Below are 18,828 nucleotides of genomic sequence, written 5' to 3'. Positions count from 1 at the left end.
GGCGCTTGCCTTATTCAAACGAATATGAACGGTCTTTATATAGGTTCTATGGGCATGATGAATTACATGCAGCGCATTAATGTTCATTCGAATAACGTTGCAAATGCTCAAACGACAGGATTTAAAGCAGAAAATATGACGTCTAAAGTATTTGATGTACAAGACACATATCGCCGCGGAGATGGGGCAGTAACAAATATCGGTTCGGTCGATTACGCTGTAGTACCAGCTGCAACGCATGTGAATTTAGTACAAGGAAATATACAAATGACAAATAGCGCTACAGATTTCTTTTTAGATGACGGCGCGGCCGGCACAACATCATTTTTCGTTACTTCTAAAAATGATGAAACGTTTTTAACGAGAGATGGTAGTTTCACATTAAATAGTGATCGTTATTTACAAACATCTTCAGGTGCTTATGTGATGGATGTTAATAATGAGCGTATTCGTATTCCAGAAAATGTTGAATTCTTCGTATCTAATAATGGAGAAATTTATAGAGAAGTTAACGATGGAACTTTGCAAAAACCAGATATTAAGAGAATAGTAATTGCACAGTTACAAACAAAAACAGTAGATGCAGAAACGAATGCACGTCTCGTGCAACGTGAAAACAAAAGCTTTACACTAACAGAAGGAAACATTGCTAATTTACCGAACGGAACAGGAATAGTAAAAAATCATATGCTAGAAAATTCGAATGTTGATATGACGAAAGAGATGGCAGATCTTATGACAGATCAAAAGATGATTCAAGCATCACAGCGCGTTATGACGTCATTTGATAAAATTTATGAAAAAGAAGCGAATGAAATATTGAGATAGTGGACTCCTAATAAAGGAGTCTTTTATTAATTTTAAATTTCAGAATTATCAATTGACTTTACGGAGCTTCTTTTTTATATTAGTAGGTATAACTATAACTACTAAAGAGGTGAGAGTATGACAACGGCATTATATTTAGAAGATGCATACAAAACGAGTTGCGAAACAGAAGTGATAAGAGTAGAAGGGAATAAAGTATTTGTAAAAGAAACAGTTTTTTATCCAACTGGTGGAGGACAGGAATGTGATACGGGTGTCATTGTACAAGATGGGTCTGTATTTGAAGTTGAAAAAGTAAAGAAGGAGCAAGGAGAAATAGTTCACTATATAAAAGATGAAGCTCAAGTAAAGTTAGGTCCAGTTAAATTAGAGATAAATTGGGAAAGACGTCATAATTTAATGCGTCATCACTCTTTACTGCATCTTATCGGAGCTGTTGTTTATGAAAAGTATGGAGCTCTATGCACTGGAAATCAAATTTATCCTGATAAAGCACGTATCGATTTTAATGAGTTACAAGAGTTATCGAGCGTGGAAGTAGAAGAAATTGTTGAGGAAGTGAATAAACTTATTAAGCAAAATAAAGAAATTTCCACTCGTTATATGAGCCGCGAAGAAGCAGAAAATGCTGTAGGAATGATTAAAACAGCAATAAATCTCCTGCCAACTACTATCCAAGAAATCCGCATTGTTACAATTGAAAATTTAGACGAACAAGCTTGTGGAGGCACACATGTGAAAAATACGAGTGAAATAGGAACACTTGTTATTGATAAAGTAAAAAGTAAAGGAAAGCAAAATCGTCGTTTTGAAGTAAGGGCGATTTAGATTGTGAGGGGTTACCGATGGATGAAATTATAAAGGAATTACAAAAATTGGGATTTTCCCAGTATGAATGTAAAGCGTATATTGGATTGTTAAAACATTCCCCAGTAACAGGCTATGAAGTGAGTAAACAAACAGGAGTACCTCGTTCTATGATTTACGAGGTACTCGGTAAGTTAATGGATAAAGGAGCGGTGCATATTGTACCTTCTGAACCAGTGAAATATGTACCAGTACCAGCTACCGAATTAATGAATCGAATGCGAAAAGACTTTGAAAAGTCCTTTGAATTTTTAGATGAGAAATTAAATGGTTTAGAACAAGAAAGACAGATTGATGTAATTTCGCATATTCGCTCAAATGATCGTGTTTTAAAAGAGATATGCAATATAATTAATAGGGCAAAGAAAGAGTTATGGATTTCTGTATGGGAAGATCAAGTGCATGAAATTGAGCCATACATTCATCAAAAGGAAGAGGAAGGCGTACATATATTTTCAATCTTATTTGGAGCTCCAGAAACAAAAATAGGAGCGACATTTCACCATAATTATATGACGCCCCACGTTGTTGAAAAGAGAATGGGTGGTCATTTAACTGTTATTGCTCGTGATGGAGAGGAAGTATTAATTGCGAACTTCTCAAATGATAGCACTTCATGGGCCGTTACAACGTATGACCCAGCGCTAGTTCTCGTTGCTACAGAGTATGTGCGGCACGATATTATGGTTGAAGAAATCACGAAGGAATTTGGAGCTGATAAGTTAGATACGTTATGGCGTGAAAATATAGATCTAGTTCATGTCGTAACAGGAAAACGAACTTTAGAAGGAATGGAGGATGATAAGGATGAGTAAAGCTCAGGCACATGTAGCTTTGCAGAGCGATGATACATTTCAGCAAGGAGTAAAAGATTGTTTACCAACTGTATTTGGTTATTTGAGCATCGGTATAGCAGCTGGTGTAATTGCAAAAACAGCAGGTTTTTCTATCATTGAAATTGCATTCATGTCCACTTTAATTTATGCAGGTTCTGCCCAATTTATATTAGCTGGTATGTATGCAGCCGGTGCTCCTGCTTCCGCAATTATTTTCACTGTATTTTTTGTTAATTTACGCCATTTATTAATGAGCGCAGCGCTTGCACCGCAAAAAGGATATTTAGGTGAAAGATGGATGATAGGGCTTAACGTAACAGCGTATTTAAATTGGATTCTTGCTACTATCATTGGTGGGCTATTTGGTGAGTGGATACCAGATCCACATACATACGGGATGGATTATGCATTACCAGCGATGTTTATCGGATTATTTGTACTTCAGCTCATAAGTAGTAAACCAAAGCTAGCAATTCATTTAAGTGTTGCAATCGTAGCGATTATTATCGCATACGTTTCACACCTATTTATGCCAGATAGTATAGCGGTTATTATCGCAACATTACTAGCTGCGACGATTGGAGTGGTGATTGAAAAATGGAAATGAGATTAGATGTATTATTACTTTTACTAGCAGCAGGAGCTGTTACACTCGTGCCACGTATTTTACCTCTACTCGTATTTAGTAAACTACAAATTCCAGACTGGGGTTTAAAATGGTTAAATTACATACCAATTGCGATATTAGCAGCACTTTTAGCACAAGTTTTATTTATGCATGAGACGATGCAGTGGGATTATCTTATTGCAGCAATTCCAACATTTCTTGTAGCGATATATACTCGTAGTTTATTAGGTACAGTATTAACGGGAGTGGTTGTGATTATTTTGTTACGTTTCTTTTTCTAAAAAGGATTACGCTCATATAATAGCGAAAAGTGTAATAACATGAAAAATATAGGGGTGGTGTTATGATACTTTTAACGATAGGAGCAATTTTGTTAACGTTGTTTATTTTCTTTATTATCGGTTTCGTTACGTTTATGATGTTTGTTGATAAGGCGACACCTCAAATATATTATACACCTTGTGAATCAGTGACAGTGAAAGCTAAAGGTAAACAGAGAAGGAAGAAAAGTTGAAAGTTGGCTTTTCTTCCTTCTTCTATTACATCCCCGAAAGAACTAATAACAATAACCCAAATAAAAAACTAATAAAGGAAAGAAGAACGATACATATGGAAAATACACGATTATTTCTCCATTCGCGCCAGAAAGTTATAAAACCTAAAATACAAAGGAAAAACCAAATGGGTAGGAATAGGAACTCACTAATTTTCTCGGGAAGTAACGCATAAAAAGTTGATAAATATAAAATCCAATTTGTAAAAAATAAAATGCAAACGATAATAGATTGTAAGTAGGGCCGTTTGGAAAACTCCCCCTTTTTTACGGTTACGAAAATAATAGTTAGCACTGAGAAAAAGGCAATGAATATGAAAATAAGTAAGAGTAATGTAAGTGTCATTTACATCTCCTTTATAAGAGTGTTTTTTACAAGAAATGAATCTATTACATTATATGCTTGTTTTGTAGAGTGCCCGTTATATTTTTCAGTGTACGGATTTAGAAATCCATGTTCACCGTGTAGTTGTTTTATTTCTAATAAAGGGTTATTCTGTTGCTGCAATGTGTGAATGAAAGAGGATACTGAAAAACTAGCTTCTTTTTCAGGGAATATAAGTAGTGTAGCGCATGTAGGCTTTATGTGAACATAGTCGCGTATACGAGAACCGTAGCATCCGATAATAAAATTTATTTTCGGATTGTTACTACATAGCCATGAGATGGTAGCTCCAACACTAAAGCCGATAAGTCCAATATGTGTATAACTACTAGAAAGATGAGAAATGAATTCTTCAATTTGCTTTTTTCCATAATCAAATCCAATATGATTTACAAAATGTTCATATGCCTTTTCTTCATCACGATAATCAAATGCATGTTGTAAGTGTAGAAAATTAGGACAGAATACGTCTATATGAGATGAAGTAAAGTGCTGGGCAACGTGATGCATATGGTCGTTCACACCATATATTTCATGAACAATAACGAGAGCTAATTTTTCCTTCATAGTTATATTGTGCCTCTTTGAGACTTAAATTCTTTCTCAACAAGGCAAATACGCAGGTGGAAGTTTTCATACCATTGCTCACGACCTCTTTTTTTCGCTTCTTTATGTAAGGCGTTCTTTTTCCAATTTTCAATTGCATCAAGTGATTCCCAATAAGAAATTGTTATTCCGAGCCCAGAATTACCTCGTGCACTTTCTACACCTAAAAATCCAGGTTGTTGCTTTGCGAGTTCCTCCATTTCTTCGGCAACGGTATTATAGTCAGTTGTATCATTTGATAAATTAGAAGTGAATATCACCGCATAATAATGACTCGCCTTTTGTGAAGCATTTTCCATATAAATTTCCCCCTTTTAATAAGTATTTTAGCATGTAAAAAAGAAAAGAAGCACTACGCTTCTTTTCTTTTTTTACGCTGTGAATTTTAATCCAGCATATATTTTACGACCTTTTTTTTGAATCCAACACACTTGTGCATTTCTCTTTTGAATATTACGTTCCTCCATTGTTACTTGTATAATTTGGTCAATAACAAGTGGGATGTTCGTTTGTACTTGGCATCCACCTGTACTATAGTCGATAATAGTCGCTTCAATCGGCATCCCATTCATATGCAATGTTCCAGGAGACATCAGTTGCTCACGTATATGTTGTCTGCGAAATTGTCTTGGTGCTTTTTTTGTGTTTTTTATGAAAGATGCAATTGCTAGTGTAAGAAATGCTTTATCGTACACCTTTTCCACCCGGTCATTAACCGGTTTACTAAATAAATGAAGAATGAGTTTACAATATTGCTCATGGGATACATCATCAAATGATACACCAACTTGTACAGAATTTTCTTGTCTTTGAATCCATTTTTTTGTACTATGAATCTTTTTTACCTCGCCAAAAGATAACGTATAGGAAGATAGACTTGATAAAGTTTCAAATGGAATGGAGGAATCTAATTCAAAACGTGCCCCCGTTTCACTAATATCAAGGATATTGCAAGAAATGATCATATCTTCGGCATATAAAGTACCTGGTAAATTTACTACGAAACGTTCTGAATTTCGAAAACGCGGTCTTTCAAATGCTACAAATAGTGAAGTGACAATAGCTATCCCGTTGTATAGTACCCAGAAAATATTAATATATAAACTTTCTCTTTCAATATGATATTGCTCAGGATATAAGAACATAAGTGTTGCACGAATCAGTGCAATAATTGTTAAAATGAGTAATATGAGATGAGGGACGCTTGCAATCCATAAAAAATGCCTTGTATTATTTTGAACTCCTTTTCTTGTCACATGAAATTGAAATTTTTTACGTAAGAAAGTTTCTGATAAAATAGCAAATCCCATATAAGGAGCCATAGCAACTTCGTACACATGACTCCACGTAGTTGTTCGTTTTTTATTAGAAACAGCTTTGAAAATAAGCTGTGATGTTAAAAAAGCAGGTGCCCAGAACATGAATAAGTGCATGAAATTAATTTCTAAACTATAAATATCAAATATTAAAAATAATAGCGGTGCTAGTAAAAATATCATTTTATAAACACCGAAAAACCAATAATGGATTCCATCTGCATATAAAAGACGCTGCATAAAAGATAATCCTTTTATAGTGAAAGGATTCCATTTTTTTACGACTTGAATATTCCCTCTACACCAGCGGTCACGCTGTTTTAATAAATCACTAAATGTTTCTGGGGATAATCCAACAGCAAGTGTTTCATTGACAAATATAGTTTCCCATTTGTTAGCTTGTAGTAGCATACCAGTTGCCATATCTTCAGTAATAACTCCAGTCGCAAATCCTCCAATTTCTTCAAGAGCGGTGCGGCGAAATAGGGCGTTACTACCAACATACATCGTAGCATTAAAGCGATCTTTTCCTTCTTCTAACTGGCGCATAAAGAAATCTTGTTCATTGGCGATGTTATCTTCAAAAAACAAATTATATTGGAAAGGATCAGCATTATAAAAAACTTGTGGTGCTTGTACGAATACAACATTATTTTTAGAAAAATAACCAATCGTTCGCTCTAAAAAGTTAGCTCGTGGTATCATATCAGCATCCATTGTTACGATAATATCACCTTTTGAATGAAGCATCGCATGATTTAAATTTCCAGCTTTTGCATGCTTATTTTCTGTGCGAGTTATGTGCTGAACAGAAAACTCTGCCGCAAGTTGCTTTACACTTTCACGGCGCCCATCGTCACAAATATAAATGTTTAGTAACTCTTTCGGATAAGTAATCAACGTACAAGCAGCTACAGTACGTTTTAACAAATCGATCGGTTCATTGTAAGTTGCAATAAATATGTCGACAGTAGGTAGTTTTTCGAAAGTGGATAATGGTACTTCTTTCCGTTTATATGGCTTCCATGAAACAATGCTGAAAACGATAGATTGTAAGTAACCAGCCCATTCTGTAATTAACAATATAATACCAGCGATAATACTTATGAGATTAATAGTTGGTAACGAATAAAAAGTTCGCCAAATAAGATAAATAGCATTACAAATGAGAAATAGAATAATAAGTAATTTTTTTGAGCATAAATATTTGTGTGCAAGGGCGTAAGTCATAATGATTACGAAAAAAATAATGCCTAAACCTTCGTATATAGAAAGGCTCATACAATTCCTCCTTTATGTATAGAGTAGGAAATGAAAAAAACTTTATATTATTCATCTATAAAGATTTATTTATTTCCAAATCATACATTATCACAAAATATAGGTTTATAGTATAAATTTTACATTTTCTTATTATAATCTTAAAAAATTAGAAGAAATAATAGTTGTATTTTTGATTCATAAGAAAAATGCCACTTCAAAAGAGAAGTGGCATTTCTTATATTTCCTCTAAGCTATTAACTGGAACAGTTAATTCGCGTCCTGGGTTTTTTACTTCATATATGCGGGCGGTTTCATTGCTTTCATCGACGTGTTGAATCATAACAGGCATGCCTTGAAAATTGACATTGGCTTGTTCTGCTGACATAGAAAGCTCTATTGCACGTTGTATATTCATTTATATTCCTCCCATCATTATTATCTTTGCTAAAAAAGAGGAATAATATACCATTTAGAGACATTCTTAAAGTTTTTGTATTATTTGTAATGTTTCTTTAATAAATGAAGTGAAGATGGAATCAGGATAACCATCTATCGTTTGAACTGCTTCTTTTGCTTCTTTCAGAGCAGCTGGTTTATCTTGAAGTTCTATATGACACAGGGCACGATATGATCCAGCTGTTAATAACCATGACTGATCAAGTGGATGACTCATATAATCTGGAATATTAGCACGTTTTAATGTTTCCAAAGCTTCCTCGTAACGTTTTAAACCATACAGAGATTTTCCTTTTTCAAGATAATACAATCCATCGTCTTGAAAGATTGGTTCATCTTTTAGTTTTTCTCGAAATTGTTCTAGATGTTTTAATGCGATTGTATATTCATTAGTAATTGTGTTGTAATAGTATGCTTTTAAAATATCAATAATTGCGATGGATAGAATATCTTCTGTAAAAATGGCAAATTGCTCAGATTTTTTTATGTAATATAAATATCGTTCTTTATCAGCTGTAATGACTTTTTGGTAAGATAAAATCCGGTAAAATTCATCTGTTTTATAATACACTTGATGCTTTTTTGAAAATGCAAGTGCATCTAAAATGACTTTTTCACATTTTTCATAATTGCCGTATGCGAGTAAAATAATGGCTTCTTTTAAGTATAGTTGTATATGTGTAATCAGATCCATTTCTAAATTCTTTGCTTTATATTCATCACGAATTGTAGCAATCATCTGTAAACATTCTTTATATTTTTTACGTTTGAAGAGCATATAGTAAAACAGTAGTTTCGTTTCAGTGCTTTCTCGATATAAAGTATATTTTTCAAATATAGAAACAGCAGTTTCAACGTAATATTCAATATGATAATCGTTCATAATAACTGCTCCTGTTAGGAACTGTTTATATAAGCGAGCTGTATTTAAAGTAGAAGGTAGCTCTGTTTGAACGATAGGTAGTAAAGTCTTGTATACTTCATCGCATTTATTTGCTTTTATTAATAGCTCCATTTTTTGAATGAGTTCTACAATTTCTCCTTCATCTTCTTCTAATAAAAAGCTCATTTCACATTCAAGTTTTTCAGCAATATATTGTAATGTTTTCATAGAAGGTGTAGCTTTTCCATTTTCAATTTGACTAAGCATACTTTTTGTCAGTTCCGAACCTGCCAGTGCTGTTTGCGTAAGCTTTTTTTCTTTTCGTAATGCTTTAATTTTTTCACCGAGAGTCGCCATATTATTGCTCCTTTATATTTAATAAGTTTAATTGTATTTAACTTTTTGTTGTGAAAATTGGAAAGTTGATTATATAATAAGTTTAACACAATTTAACTTTTAAGGGGAGAGAGTCAAAAATGGGAGAGATAAGTATAGGACAACATGATTCAAGAATGAAGATTGCAACTAGAAATATCATTTTAATGATGATTGGAAAAATGACGTCTTTATTAGGCGCAGGTATTTATACGTTCGCAATGGGGTTATATGTATTAAAGACTACTGGTTCAGGGATGGGGTTTGCAATTACGCTCGTTTGCGGATCAATTCCAAGGATGATCTGTGGCCCAATTGCTGGTGCTGTAGCAGACCGTGTGAATCGAAAATGGCTTGTCATTGGTACTGATTTATTAAGTAGTTTAACGATGCTTAGTATGTTTATTCTTGCTACTATATTTGGACCATCACTTCTTTTTATTTATATTTCAGCAGCATTATTATCAATTTGTGCAAGTTTTTATTCCGTTGCATTAACTTCGTCTATTCCGAGTTTAGTAGATGAAGGACGTATTCAAAAAGCGAGTGCTTTAAATCAAACGGCGGCTTCTTTATCAAATATTTTAGGGCCGATTATTGGCGGAGTTGTATATGGTTTCTTTTCAATTCAGTCGTTCTTTTTGTTAAATAGTATTACGTTCTTTTTAGCGGTTATTTTGCAATTATTTATCGCATTTGATTTATATAAAAAAGAAGTGGCTGAGAGTACAGAGCATTTCTTGACGAGTATAAAAGAAGGTTTTTTATATGTAAAAAGACAACGTGAAATATATGGTTTAATGAAAATAGCATTGTGGGTAAACTTTTTTGCGTGTGGTCTAACAGTTGCACTTCCATACATTATCGTCCATACATTGCATTTATCTTCAAAGCAACTCGGTACTGTAGAGGGAATGTTAGCAGTTGGGATGTTAATTGGTGCAATTGCGTTATCAGTACGTAAAGAAGTGAATAATCCGTTTCGTTCTATTTATACTGGACTGTTTTTGTTTGCAGGTTTAAGTTTATGTACAGTCTTTCCGTTGTTAGTTATCATTCCAAAAGTAGCAAGTTTTATTTACTATATTGCTTTTATGATGTTAACTGGTATAGCAATTATGATTGTAAACATTCCAATGCAAGTACATATGCAAAAAACGACAGATCCGAGCTACCTAGGGCGTGTGTTTGGCCTACTTGAAACAATTGCGACTGCAATCGCACCACTTGGTATGATTGTATATGGACTACTATTAGATATGTTGCCAACTAGCATTGTTATGATGACAATAGGCGGAGGTTTATTGTTAGTTGTATTAGTTGGAGTAAAGCAACATATGGCGAAAAAACAAGTAGATGTGTCCGCTTAAAAATAAGAAAATAATAAAAATTTGACTTATCATTATAAAAATGACTAAATTAGTATTTTAGTTTTTGAAACTCTTTTTCATGTATGTTAAAGTAAAGTGAGCTTGCAAAGAAAAGGAGACAACAGCATGAAAAAATTAAGTTTTGTTATGCTTTTTCTGTTAGTCGTGATGGCTGGATGTAGCAATTATGACACATATATTGAAACAGGTATGCAATCATTGAAAGATGAAAAATATAGTGATGCAGCAATGTGGTTTGAAAAAGCAGAAAAAGAGAAGTCCGGGAATGAAGCGAAATCATATAAAGAAATGGCCGAGAAAATGGATCACGGAGCAACAGCATTAAAAGACGGTAAGTATTTAGAAGCGAAAGACATTGCAAATGAAGTGTTACAAATGAAAAAAGACGATGCACTTGAAAAAGCTGTAACATCAAATGCAGAGAATATGCTTCAAAAAGCAAAAGATGTGGAAGAGAAAGTAAATGAAAGAGTGGCAAAGCGTAGAAAGGTAGAAGAAGAAGGAATCGATAAAATTATTAAAGCTGTCGATAGTATAGATGAAGTGAAAGAAAAAGAGAAGAAAGTATCAGAAGCATTAGATAAGGCTGAAGAGGCGCAAGCAAAAATTGAGGCAAAGAAAAATAAATAGATTTATAGTTTAAAAGGCTGTCGTGCATAACGACAGCCTTTTAATTTTTTGTTGCAAATGAAGTGATGCTCTGTAGTAAAAAAGAAATGATTTTAGAATTCCATCTGTCCTCATGATGAATCGTATAAATATTACGCTGAAATTCAAATTCAGGGATTGGTATATAGCATAGCTCATTTCGTTGTATTTCTTGTTCGATAGCCAGTTTAGAAATCAAGGCAATTCCATTACCATATTTTAAAATTTGTTTCATCGTTTCTAATGAGTCTAATTCAATTTCTGATTGGAATGTAATGTTGTGCGCTAACGTCCATTGTGTAAGTAAGTCTCTCGTTGTAGATGGATTACGATGCAATAGTATGCGTTCCTTTTTGATATTTTGTAACGATACATTGTCTTTCTTTGAAAAATGATGTTCTTTGGAAAAAGCAAGAACAAGTGTATCGGGCATTATATTCGTTTGTTTTAAAAGTGGTTCATCAAATGGAGCAGCGGAAATTATCCCAAGATCGATTTCGTGATTTTGTAGCATCATTCGAATTTCAGGGGCTGTTTTAACTAGTAGTGTTATTTTTATATTGGGAAATTCACATTGAAATTGATGAACGACTGCTGGCAAAAGATAAGTCGCTGGTACATAACTAGCGCCGATTGTTATAGCACCTTTATGAAAATCTTTAAACTCTTGCGTGACACGTCTAGCTTCTTTCATAAGTGCATCTATTTTACAAGCATAATGGTGCAAAGCCTCACCAGCCTCTGTTAAGAAATACCTTCCAGAACGTAATTCGAATAAAGACACACCGAGTTCTTCTTCTAAGCTTTTTATATGAAATGTAATAGTTGGTTGTTTAACGCCAAGTTTTTCTGCAACGATTGTAAGCTTTTTGTATTTCTTAATAAGTACTACAATTTCTAATTTTAAGAGATTCATTATGAATTGCCGCCTTTTTATTTTAACTATAGAAAAAATCTATAGAAATAAATAGTTTATTAGAAGTTTTTTAATTTAATCTTTACAGTACATTAACATTCAGTATAAATCTTCCATATAGAATGAAAGCAGGTTAAGAATGAGGGGAGAGAGGTGAAACGATGGATATTATAATTAGTGGATTAGAAAAAACATTTGGAAAAACACAAGCGTTAAAGCCATTGCAGATTGTAATGAAACAAGGGGAATTCACTACACTTTTAGGACCTTCAGGATGTGGGAAAACGACTTTACTTAGAATGATAGCAGGACTTGAAGACCCAGATAAGGGAGAAATATATTTTGGAGAGCAGTGCATGTATTCTGCTACAAAAAAGATAAAGACATCTCCTCATGAACGGAATATCGGTATGGTATTTCAAGATTTTGCTTTATGGCCGCACATGACTGTTTTTGAAAATGTTGCATTTGGTTTAAGGGCTACAAAACAAACGAATCATTTACGAGAAAAAGTAGAGGATGCGATAAAGCGAGTTCGCCTGCAAGGTATGGAGAAAAGGTATCCACATGAACTTTCTGGTGGACAGCAACAACGTGTCGCATTCGCTAGAGCAATTGTAACAAAACCTCATTTTATTTTGTTTGATGAACCGCTAAGTGCACTCGATGCAATTTTGCGAGAAGAAATGAGAATAGAGCTTATGGATATCGTTCATTCCATTGGTTTAACTGCACTGTATGTCACTCACGATCAAACAGAAGCAATGTCAATGTCAGACCAAATTATTGTCATGAAACAAGGAGAAGTATTACAAAAAGGAACACCGGAAGATATTTATGTGAAACCGTCTCATGAATTTGTTGCCAAATTTGTTGGTAAGGCGAATTGGCTTGTAGAGGGTGAAAAAATGATTCGTCCAGAGCATGTGAGTTGGACAAAAAATGATGTGTGCGAAATGTATACAGGTGAAATTCAGCACGTTATATATGTAGGAGAACGTTATGAAGTGAAAGTAAATATGGGGACTTTAGGCATCTGGACAGCCTATCACAATAGTAAGCTAAGCATCGGGAAACCAGTATCTTTATATGTGCCAAAAAAATGTATTCATCATATAGGGGGAGAATCGTATGAAGAAATTCAGTTCGCTTAAGTCTTTATTTGTATGTACTTTACTATTTTCTACTGTAGTAACAGGTTGTAGTTCAAAGACAGGTAATGCAGATGCAAAAAGTGAAAATACGAATGAAAAGAAAATTGTTGTATATAGTGCAGGGCCAAAAGGATTAGCAGAAAAAATTCAAAAAGACTTTGAAAAGAAAACTGGTATAAAGGTGGAAATGTTTCAAGGGACAACTGGTAAAATTTTAGCGAGAATGGAAGCTGAAAAGAAAAATCCAGTCGTTGACGTTGTCGTACTCGCTTCCTTACCAGCGATGGAAGGATTAAAGAAAGAAGGTCAAACGTTAGCTTATAAAGAGGCGAAACAAGCTGATAAGCTGCGTTCTGAATGGTCAGATGATAAAGGACATTATTTCGGGTATAGTGCTTCAGCATTAGGGATTGTGTACAATACAAAAAATGTGAAGACGGCGCCTGAAGATTGGAGCGATATAACGAAAGGAGAATGGAAAGGGAAAGTGAATCTTCCAGATCCAGCACTTTCAGGTTCAGCTTTAGACTTTGTAACAGGATACGTGAAAAAGAATGGACAAGATGGATGGAATTTATTTGAGCAGCTTAAGAAAAATGAAGTTACAGTAGCAGGAGCAAACCAGGAAGCGTTAGACCCAGTTGTAACAGGTGCGAAAGATATGGTCATTGCGGGTGTTGATTATATGACGTATAGCGCAAAAGCAAAGGGTGAACCTGTTGATATCGTATATCCAAAAAGCGGAACAGTTATTAGCCCACGTGCAGCGGGGATTATGAAGGATAGTAAAAATGTTGAAGGTGCAAAAGAGTTTATTGATTATTTGTTATCCGATGATGTACAAAAACAAGTTTCTAAAGCGTATTTATTGCCGGGTAGAACAGATATAAAAGCTGAAAATAGACCAAATGTAGAAGAGATTCCAGTATTAAATATTGATTGGAAAACAGTTGAGAAAGAGCAAGATGAAATAGGAAAACAATTTAAGAAAGTATTTCAATAAGATGGTGATTCCATGGTAAATCGATTCGTATCAGTAAGACAATTTGGAATGACGGTAGCGTTATTACTTGTGGCGATGTTAATCGTCATTCCACTTTTTCTTATTTTATTTTCTAGTGTATATGAAAATAGCAGTTGGAATTTTTTAAAGCCTTTTGAAGTGATGCAGAGTGGTGGATTAGCTGGAATTTTTCTGAATTCGATGCTTCTAGGTGTACTCGTTGTAATAGGAGCTACAATATTTGCATTTCCATTGGCATTTATTATGAGCAAAACAGATGTAGGAAAGTATAGTAAGTTAGATATTGTTTTTATGATTCCATTTATGACACCGCCGTATATTGGATCGATGGGCTGGATTTTGTTCATGCAACCTAACGGCTATTTTGAACAATTTTTCCCGATGCTAAAGACAGTTTCATCATCGTTTTTTAGTTTAGGAGGTATGGTATTAATTATGAGTCTGCATTTATTCCCATTCCTTTATTTCATGCTGAAAAACACGTTACTTCAGATTGGGAGTAGTAAAGAAGATGCTGCAGCAGTTCATGGCGGAAGTTTTTTCTATCGCTTAAGAAAAATAATATTGCCGTTATTAGTATCAAGTTATGTAATGGGTGCTTTACTCATTTTCGTAAAGACGATTGCTGAATTTGGAACACCGGCTACATTCGGACGTAGAATAGGATTCCACGTGTTAACATCAGAAATCCATAAATTTATTTCGAGTTGGCCTATTGATTTTAGTAGTGCAACAGCATTATCTTCTTTATTACTTAGTGCTTGTATGCTCATTTGGTATATGCAAAATGTATTGAATCGAAAGTATTCATATGCAATGGTTAGTGGAAAAGGTGTGAAATCTAAAAGATATACTTTGTCTAGATTTACACGTGTTGTAGCATGGATGTATGTAATTGGCTTATTAATCGTATCAATTGGAATTCCATACTTTTCTATACTTATTGCATCTTTGTCAAAATTAAGAGGCGACGGTTTACATGTAAATAACTTTACAACAAGCCATTATGAGGCATTGTTTACAATGGGATCTCCGGGATTAGAGGCTTTATGGAATAGTTTTCTTTTTTCACTAGTAACAGCGATTATTGCGGTAATGATTGGAGTCTTTTTGGCACTTATGATTCGAAAGGGGAAAAAAAACTCTGAAAAATGGCTTGATATGTGCGGTATGTTACCGAATATGGTACCAGGAATCGTTATGGTTGTAGGTCTTATTCTATTTTGGAATTCACCATATATGCCTATGTCAATTTACAATACACCAATCATGGTTATCGTAACGTATGTTGTTCTGTTTTTACCTTACACGGTGCAATATGTAAAATCATCACTCGGACAAATTGATGATTCTCTCATGCAGGCAGGAAGTGTTTTTTCTGGAAATTATATTTATATTTTTAGAAAAATAATATTGCCTCTTATTATCCCAGGCATTCTTGCTGGATGGGCGATGACATTTACAATTTCGATAAGAGAGTTAGTAGCATCGCTTCTCGTATTACCTCCATCAGTAGAAACGTCAGCAACGTTTATTTTTGCTCAATTTGAACAGGGTGAAGTATCTATAGGCATGGCGATGGCCGTTGTTTCTGTTGGACTTACAACAATGTGCTTATTACTGCTGCAACATATGGAGCAAAAGCGAAAAGGGGTAGCATGATGAGGGTAGAAGTATGGGGAGGAGCAGGAGAGTACGGTCGCTCCTGCTATTTTGTAAAAAATAAAGAGACGAAAATAGTATTTGATTGTGGTATTAATCGATCTTATGAGGATAGTTATCCAAAAATAGAGAGAGAAGCTGTTCCATTTTTAGATGCGGTATTTTTATCACATATTCATGAAGATCATACGATGGGTGTACCTTTATTAGCGAAGTATGGTTATAAGAAAAAAATTTGGACGACTCGTTATACGAAGGAGCAACTGCCGTTATATTATGAAAAATGGAGAAACTATAATGTGATGCAAGGGTGGAATTTACCTTATAGCGACCAAAATATAAAAGATTTAAATTATGTATGTATTGATGAGATTAGCAATCCAAATGAATGGGTACAAATTACTCCTACATTGCGGTTTCAATGGGGATATAGTGGGCATGTATTGGGAGCTGTTTGGTTTTTAGTTGATATGTGTAATACATACGTGTTTTATTCAGGCGACTATTCAGCAGAGTCTAATATACTACGAGCTAATTTACCTGAGAGATTGGGCCACAATATAAAAGTTGCAATTGTAGATGCCGCTTATCACACAGAGGATGTTTCGCAAAATGAAAGATTAGACGATCTATGTGCAGAAATTGAACGAGTTATGCAAAATAAAGGAATAGCATTATTACCGCTTCCACAACTTGGTAGGGCGCAAGATATAGTATTGTATTTATATGAACGATATAAAGAATTTCCGCTTATAGTAGATAAAGAAATTTTGGCTGGATTTGAAGAGATGTTCGTATATAAAGATTGGATAAAAAATAATGAAGAACTTAAATGGATTATGGAGAGTTTAAAAAGAAACATAATAGTGATGGATAATGACATTAGTATGCAAAATAGTTACGGAATAGTTGTAATGAGTGATGCGAATATGCAAACGAAACGAGCACAGTTATACTATGAACAGCTTCGGAATGAAAAGCGGAATGCCGTTATTTTTACTGGGCATATTGCGAAAGGGAGTTTTGCAGAAAAAGTTATGAAAGAGCATGTAAGGAATACATGTAGGGTGAATCGAGTTTCGTATAAAGTTCACCAAAGTATAAGAGACGTTAAAAAGATGTTAAATACATTATTACCAGAACATACGGTGCTAGTGCACGCTTTGAAAGAGGATACGGATCGATTACAACAGAAGCTAAGTACAGCAGGATATGAAAATGTATATTCACTTGCAATGGAACGTATAGAAGTCATTTAAAATGCAAAGGGGATAGGTATATGAAAAAAGTATTTGTATTCGTAAGCATTTTCTTTTGTTGTTTCCTTTATAACGTTAAGGAAGGGTTTGCTGCTAGTCCAATGAAACCTAGTTTTGAAGTAAAGTTATTATTGAAGCCAGAACAAGTATTAGGTGATAACAAAGAAATGAAGCAAGAGGTGCTAGAACATTTCCAAGCTGGTACAAAATATGAAAGAATACAAGTGCAATTTTTAGATACTGCAAATAAAAGTTTAAGTGAGGAAGGTTGGTTCGCTAGAATTCGAAAGAAAGAATTTAGTAAAGATTTTGAACTAACATATAAAAAAAGATATCCTATTCCAAATGGTGTAATTCAAGATGCACTAGAAGTAGCTAAAAAAGAAGGATTCGATAGTAATACGGATAGTTATGAGGCGGAAATAGATTGGGGATTTGAGAAGAAAACATTAAGCATTTCAAATAAGAAAAGTTACAGTGCTAAAGGATATGGAATACTTGATTTACCAAATAAACAAGCTGCTCAAAAAATGTTAATAGAAAAATTACCAGGGAAAATGAACAAATGGTTGTATACAAATTGGGGAGAAGAGATGTTAAAGAATTCCCGTATTTACGGTCCTGTATTAATGCAACGATATACAGGAGAGTTTGAAAACATAAAAGCAAATATTGAAATTTGGCCATTAAGTAATACCGGAAAATTAGAAGATGACTTCGTAATAGAAGTGTCATTTAAAACAAATGAAGAAAGTATTGCGACAAAGCAAAGGGAATTATTAATGGAGAGTTTAGAGAAAAAAGGCTGGTTGTTACCGAAAGATAGTTTGAAGACAGAGCTTATTTTTCAGTAAATGAGAAAAAAGGAATCCATATTTCGTGGATTCCTTTTTCTAATATATGAGTATTAAGCTAAGTCAGCTGACACGAACATATCACTATTTTGAAGGTTTTTAGAGCGTAAACTATAAGCAACTACCTTCTTTTTATATTGTTTTACAACATCAACATGCTCTTCATGACTATAAATATAAAATGTGAAATCTTTTTTACCACGTTTTGCATTGATAATTAAAGGAGTACCCTCATTGTGTGGCGGTGCATAATAGCGATCTAAAAATAAACCTTCGTTAAAATCATGAATAATTTTTGATTTCTTTTCGCCTACTAAGTTATTTCCGTTCATTGTAACAGTCACATTCTCTTCTTCCAGTTGTGGATGTGTTTCAAAGCGACTAATAATGGATTCAATAACAGTGTTAGGAAGGCTAGAAACGATAATTTTAAATGCTCCAAATACAACTAACATTACAATAAACCAAGTCGTCATAGTATATCATCCCCTTTATTCTATTTAATAATATAACTCATATGGTAATAGTACATATGGTGAAGTTTTGTATAATTTGTGAAAAATATGCCATTTTCACGAACGAAATGTTAGAAAAATCAATTTTGTTACAAAAAGTTGAAATCGAAGTATTTTAAAAGAAAAAGGTTTATAATAAAAATATAACTAATAACCACATTACTAATTATAAGGAAGTGTAACTATGAGTACTGTAGCAATCGTATATGGTATTATTCTTTCCACAATTATTGTTTTGTTTTTTGTTGGGGTTTCACGTTATATTCATAAATGGAAAGAAGGCGTTGCGAAATTAAATCACATTGAAGAAGAACTTAGTGATTTAATGTTACATCATGGTAAGTAAACATTTATTTTTTAACTAAAAAATGTGAAGAATATCACAAAACGTGCTTTCCTAATGAAGGCA

Annotated in this window: 23 protein-coding genes; 15 read left to right on the top strand and 8 right to left on the bottom strand. The window is 33.9% G+C overall.

What is annotated here, in order from left to right; all coding sequences use genetic code 11:
• The first annotated feature begins 24 nt into the window (after positions 1 to 24).
• From F3I02_RS05800 to F3I02_RS05775, 6 genes are all read left to right on the top strand, one after another.
• On the top strand, positions 25 to 828 hold the full coding sequence (locus F3I02_RS05800; protein WP_080345685.1) for a flagellar basal-body rod protein FlgG: 804 nt from the start codon (positions 25 to 27) through the stop codon (positions 826 to 828).
• A 117-nt stretch (positions 829 to 945) separates the two neighbouring features.
• Positions 946 to 1,656, top strand: coding sequence for an alanyl-tRNA editing protein (locus tag F3I02_RS05795; RefSeq protein WP_000205398.1), 711 nt, complete (start codon positions 946 to 948; stop codon positions 1,654 to 1,656).
• Between the two features lie 17 nt (positions 1,657 to 1,673).
• Positions 1,674 to 2,510, top strand: coding sequence for a TrmB family transcriptional regulator (locus F3I02_RS05790; protein ID WP_000343372.1), 837 nt, complete (start codon positions 1,674 to 1,676; stop codon positions 2,508 to 2,510).
• Complete coding sequence (locus tag F3I02_RS05785; protein ID WP_196477743.1) at positions 2,503 to 3,138, top strand: AzlC family ABC transporter permease; 636 nt, start codon at positions 2,503 to 2,505, stop codon at positions 3,136 to 3,138. The genes F3I02_RS05790 and F3I02_RS05785 overlap by 8 nt, the downstream gene beginning before the upstream one ends.
• Positions 3,129 to 3,440: an AzlD domain-containing protein gene (locus F3I02_RS05780; protein WP_000425944.1), complete on the top strand. Its 312-nt coding sequence runs from the start codon at positions 3,129 to 3,131 to the stop codon at positions 3,438 to 3,440. The genes F3I02_RS05785 and F3I02_RS05780 overlap by 10 nt, the downstream gene beginning before the upstream one ends.
• A 62-nt stretch (positions 3,441 to 3,502) precedes the next feature.
• Positions 3,503 to 3,673, top strand: coding sequence for a DUF3951 domain-containing protein (locus F3I02_RS05775; RefSeq protein WP_000602242.1), 171 nt, complete (start codon positions 3,503 to 3,505; stop codon positions 3,671 to 3,673).
• A gap of 25 nt (positions 3,674 to 3,698) precedes the next feature.
• Here F3I02_RS05775 and F3I02_RS05770 read toward each other — a convergent pair whose 3' ends face one another.
• The 6 genes from F3I02_RS05770 to F3I02_RS05745 form a co-directional block, all read right to left on the bottom strand.
• On the bottom strand, positions 3,699 to 4,058 hold the full coding sequence (locus F3I02_RS05770) for a hypothetical protein (protein ID WP_046945489.1): 360 nt from the start codon (positions 4,056 to 4,058) through the stop codon (positions 3,699 to 3,701).
• On the bottom strand, positions 4,059 to 4,664 hold the full coding sequence (locus F3I02_RS05765) for a dienelactone hydrolase family protein (protein ID WP_196477742.1): 606 nt from the start codon (positions 4,662 to 4,664) through the stop codon (positions 4,059 to 4,061).
• Between the two features lie 2 nt (positions 4,665 to 4,666).
• Positions 4,667 to 5,002 (bottom strand): antibiotic biosynthesis monooxygenase family protein, encoded by a 336-nt coding sequence (locus F3I02_RS05760; protein WP_000426498.1) that lies wholly within the window; start codon positions 5,000 to 5,002, stop codon positions 4,667 to 4,669.
• Between the two features lie 72 nt (positions 5,003 to 5,074).
• The gene (locus F3I02_RS05755; protein ID WP_196477741.1) at positions 5,075 to 7,300 is read right to left on the bottom strand and encodes a glycosyltransferase; all 2,226 of its coding nucleotides are present in this window, start codon (positions 7,298 to 7,300) and stop codon (positions 5,075 to 5,077) included.
• A 217-nt stretch (positions 7,301 to 7,517) separates the two neighbouring features.
• Positions 7,518 to 7,697, bottom strand: a complete 180-nt coding sequence (locus tag F3I02_RS05750) for an H-type small acid-soluble spore protein (RefSeq protein ID WP_001025731.1) — start codon at positions 7,695 to 7,697, stop codon at positions 7,518 to 7,520.
• 66 nt (positions 7,698 to 7,763) lie between these two features.
• On the bottom strand, positions 7,764 to 8,978 hold the full coding sequence (locus tag F3I02_RS05745) for a helix-turn-helix domain-containing protein (RefSeq protein ID WP_196477740.1): 1,215 nt from the start codon (positions 8,976 to 8,978) through the stop codon (positions 7,764 to 7,766).
• A 119-nt stretch (positions 8,979 to 9,097) separates the two neighbouring features.
• Here F3I02_RS05745 and F3I02_RS05740 point away from each other — a divergent pair, with 119 nt between their 5' ends.
• Both F3I02_RS05740 and F3I02_RS05735 read left to right on the top strand, forming a co-directional pair.
• A complete protein-coding gene (locus tag F3I02_RS05740; RefSeq protein WP_196477739.1) occupies positions 9,098 to 10,366 on the top strand; it encodes an MFS transporter in 1,269 nt (422 codons plus the stop codon).
• A 126-nt stretch (positions 10,367 to 10,492) separates the two neighbouring features.
• On the top strand, positions 10,493 to 11,017 hold the full coding sequence (locus F3I02_RS05735) for a COG3014 family protein (protein ID WP_000736424.1): 525 nt from the start codon (positions 10,493 to 10,495) through the stop codon (positions 11,015 to 11,017).
• A gap of 40 nt (positions 11,018 to 11,057) precedes the next feature.
• Here the strand turns inward: F3I02_RS05735 and F3I02_RS05730 are convergent, their stop codons facing one another.
• Complete coding sequence (locus tag F3I02_RS05730; protein WP_001050595.1) at positions 11,058 to 11,951, bottom strand: LysR family transcriptional regulator; 894 nt, start codon at positions 11,949 to 11,951, stop codon at positions 11,058 to 11,060.
• 161 nt (positions 11,952 to 12,112) lie between these two features.
• Here F3I02_RS05730 and F3I02_RS05725 point away from each other — a divergent pair, with 161 nt between their 5' ends.
• The 5 genes from F3I02_RS05725 to F3I02_RS05705 are packed head-to-tail and all read left to right on the top strand — an operon-like array spanning position 12,113 to position 17,904.
• Positions 12,113 to 13,105, top strand: coding sequence for an ABC transporter ATP-binding protein (locus tag F3I02_RS05725; RefSeq protein ID WP_000351365.1), 993 nt, complete (start codon positions 12,113 to 12,115; stop codon positions 13,103 to 13,105).
• The gene (locus tag F3I02_RS05720) at positions 13,083 to 14,108 is read left to right on the top strand and encodes an ABC transporter substrate-binding protein (protein ID WP_000714713.1); all 1,026 of its coding nucleotides are present in this window, start codon (positions 13,083 to 13,085) and stop codon (positions 14,106 to 14,108) included. Before F3I02_RS05725 ends, F3I02_RS05720 begins: the two co-directional genes overlap by 23 nt.
• A 12-nt stretch (positions 14,109 to 14,120) precedes the next feature.
• Positions 14,121 to 15,791, top strand: a complete 1,671-nt coding sequence (locus F3I02_RS05715) for an ABC transporter permease (protein ID WP_196477738.1) — start codon at positions 14,121 to 14,123, stop codon at positions 15,789 to 15,791.
• Positions 15,788 to 17,050, top strand: coding sequence for an MBL fold metallo-hydrolase (locus F3I02_RS05710; protein WP_002181700.1), 1,263 nt, complete (start codon positions 15,788 to 15,790; stop codon positions 17,048 to 17,050). Before F3I02_RS05715 ends, F3I02_RS05710 begins: the two co-directional genes overlap by 4 nt.
• Positions 17,051 to 17,070: 20 nt before the next feature.
• Positions 17,071 to 17,904 (top strand): hypothetical protein, encoded by an 834-nt coding sequence (locus F3I02_RS05705; protein ID WP_163050951.1) that lies wholly within the window; start codon positions 17,071 to 17,073, stop codon positions 17,902 to 17,904.
• A gap of 53 nt (positions 17,905 to 17,957) precedes the next feature.
• Here F3I02_RS05705 and F3I02_RS05700 read toward each other — a convergent pair whose 3' ends face one another.
• Positions 17,958 to 18,380 (bottom strand): YfmQ family protein, encoded by a 423-nt coding sequence (locus F3I02_RS05700; protein ID WP_196477737.1) that lies wholly within the window; start codon positions 18,378 to 18,380, stop codon positions 17,958 to 17,960.
• A 41-nt stretch (positions 18,381 to 18,421) separates the two neighbouring features.
• Here F3I02_RS05700 and F3I02_RS05695 point away from each other — a divergent pair, with 41 nt between their 5' ends.
• The gene (locus F3I02_RS05695) at positions 18,422 to 18,538 is read left to right on the top strand and encodes a hypothetical protein (protein WP_001987133.1); all 117 of its coding nucleotides are present in this window, start codon (positions 18,422 to 18,424) and stop codon (positions 18,536 to 18,538) included.
• 65 nt (positions 18,539 to 18,603) lie between these two features.
• Positions 18,604 to 18,765, top strand: a complete 162-nt coding sequence (locus F3I02_RS05690; protein ID WP_000108701.1) for a hypothetical protein — start codon at positions 18,604 to 18,606, stop codon at positions 18,763 to 18,765.
• Positions 18,766 to 18,828: the final 63 nt, after the last annotated feature.

Source organism: Bacillus sp. SRB3LM (genome assembly GCF_015712745.1).
Taxonomy (GTDB): Bacteria; Bacillota; Bacilli; order Bacillales; family Bacillaceae_G; genus Bacillus_A; species Bacillus_A thuringiensis_K.
Note: the sequence above shows the minus strand (reverse complement) of the source record. Positions and strands in the feature narration are given on the sequence as shown.

Excerpts from the sequence above, each read along its gene's own strand:
- F3I02_RS05795 (WP_000205398.1), top strand. The coding sequence starts at position 946 with ATGACAACGGCATTATATTTAGAAGATGCATACAAAACGAGTTGCGAA.
- F3I02_RS05710 (WP_002181700.1), top strand. The coding sequence starts at position 15,788 with ATGATGAGGGTAGAAGTATGGGGAGGAGCAGGAGAGTACGGTCGCTCC.
- F3I02_RS05690 (WP_000108701.1), top strand. The coding sequence starts at position 18,604 with ATGAGTACTGTAGCAATCGTATATGGTATTATTCTTTCCACAATTATT.
- F3I02_RS05695 (WP_001987133.1), top strand. The coding sequence starts at position 18,422 with ATGGTAATAGTACATATGGTGAAGTTTTGTATAATTTGTGAAAAATAT.
- F3I02_RS05755 (WP_196477741.1), bottom strand. The coding sequence starts at position 7,300 with ATGAGCCTTTCTATATACGAAGGTTTAGGCATTATTTTTTTCGTAATC.
- F3I02_RS05750 (WP_001025731.1), bottom strand. The coding sequence starts at position 7,697 with ATGAATATACAACGTGCAATAGAGCTTTCTATGTCAGCAGAACAAGCC.
- F3I02_RS05775 (WP_000602242.1), top strand. The coding sequence starts at position 3,503 with ATGATACTTTTAACGATAGGAGCAATTTTGTTAACGTTGTTTATTTTC.
- F3I02_RS05720 (WP_000714713.1), top strand. The coding sequence starts at position 13,083 with ATGAAGAAATTCAGTTCGCTTAAGTCTTTATTTGTATGTACTTTACTA.
- F3I02_RS05715 (WP_196477738.1), top strand. The coding sequence starts at position 14,121 with ATGGTAAATCGATTCGTATCAGTAAGACAATTTGGAATGACGGTAGCG.
- F3I02_RS05730 (WP_001050595.1), bottom strand. The coding sequence starts at position 11,951 with ATGAATCTCTTAAAATTAGAAATTGTAGTACTTATTAAGAAATACAAA.
- F3I02_RS05725 (WP_000351365.1), top strand. The coding sequence starts at position 12,113 with ATGGATATTATAATTAGTGGATTAGAAAAAACATTTGGAAAAACACAA.
- F3I02_RS05745 (WP_196477740.1), bottom strand. The coding sequence starts at position 8,978 with ATGGCGACTCTCGGTGAAAAAATTAAAGCATTACGAAAAGAAAAAAAG.
- F3I02_RS05705 (WP_163050951.1), top strand. The coding sequence starts at position 17,071 with ATGAAAAAAGTATTTGTATTCGTAAGCATTTTCTTTTGTTGTTTCCTT.
- F3I02_RS05740 (WP_196477739.1), top strand. The coding sequence starts at position 9,098 with ATGGGAGAGATAAGTATAGGACAACATGATTCAAGAATGAAGATTGCA.
- F3I02_RS05735 (WP_000736424.1), top strand. The coding sequence starts at position 10,493 with ATGAAAAAATTAAGTTTTGTTATGCTTTTTCTGTTAGTCGTGATGGCT.
- F3I02_RS05780 (WP_000425944.1), top strand. The coding sequence starts at position 3,129 with ATGGAAATGAGATTAGATGTATTATTACTTTTACTAGCAGCAGGAGCT.
- F3I02_RS05760 (WP_000426498.1), bottom strand. The coding sequence starts at position 5,002 with ATGGAAAATGCTTCACAAAAGGCGAGTCATTATTATGCGGTGATATTC.
- F3I02_RS05770 (WP_046945489.1), bottom strand. The coding sequence starts at position 4,058 with ATGACACTTACATTACTCTTACTTATTTTCATATTCATTGCCTTTTTC.
- F3I02_RS05785 (WP_196477743.1), top strand. The coding sequence starts at position 2,503 with ATGAGTAAAGCTCAGGCACATGTAGCTTTGCAGAGCGATGATACATTT.
- F3I02_RS05790 (WP_000343372.1), top strand. The coding sequence starts at position 1,674 with ATGGATGAAATTATAAAGGAATTACAAAAATTGGGATTTTCCCAGTAT.
- F3I02_RS05800 (WP_080345685.1), top strand. The coding sequence starts at position 25 with ATGAACGGTCTTTATATAGGTTCTATGGGCATGATGAATTACATGCAG.
- F3I02_RS05700 (WP_196477737.1), bottom strand. The coding sequence starts at position 18,380 with ATGACGACTTGGTTTATTGTAATGTTAGTTGTATTTGGAGCATTTAAA.
- F3I02_RS05765 (WP_196477742.1), bottom strand. The coding sequence starts at position 4,664 with ATGAAGGAAAAATTAGCTCTCGTTATTGTTCATGAAATATATGGTGTG.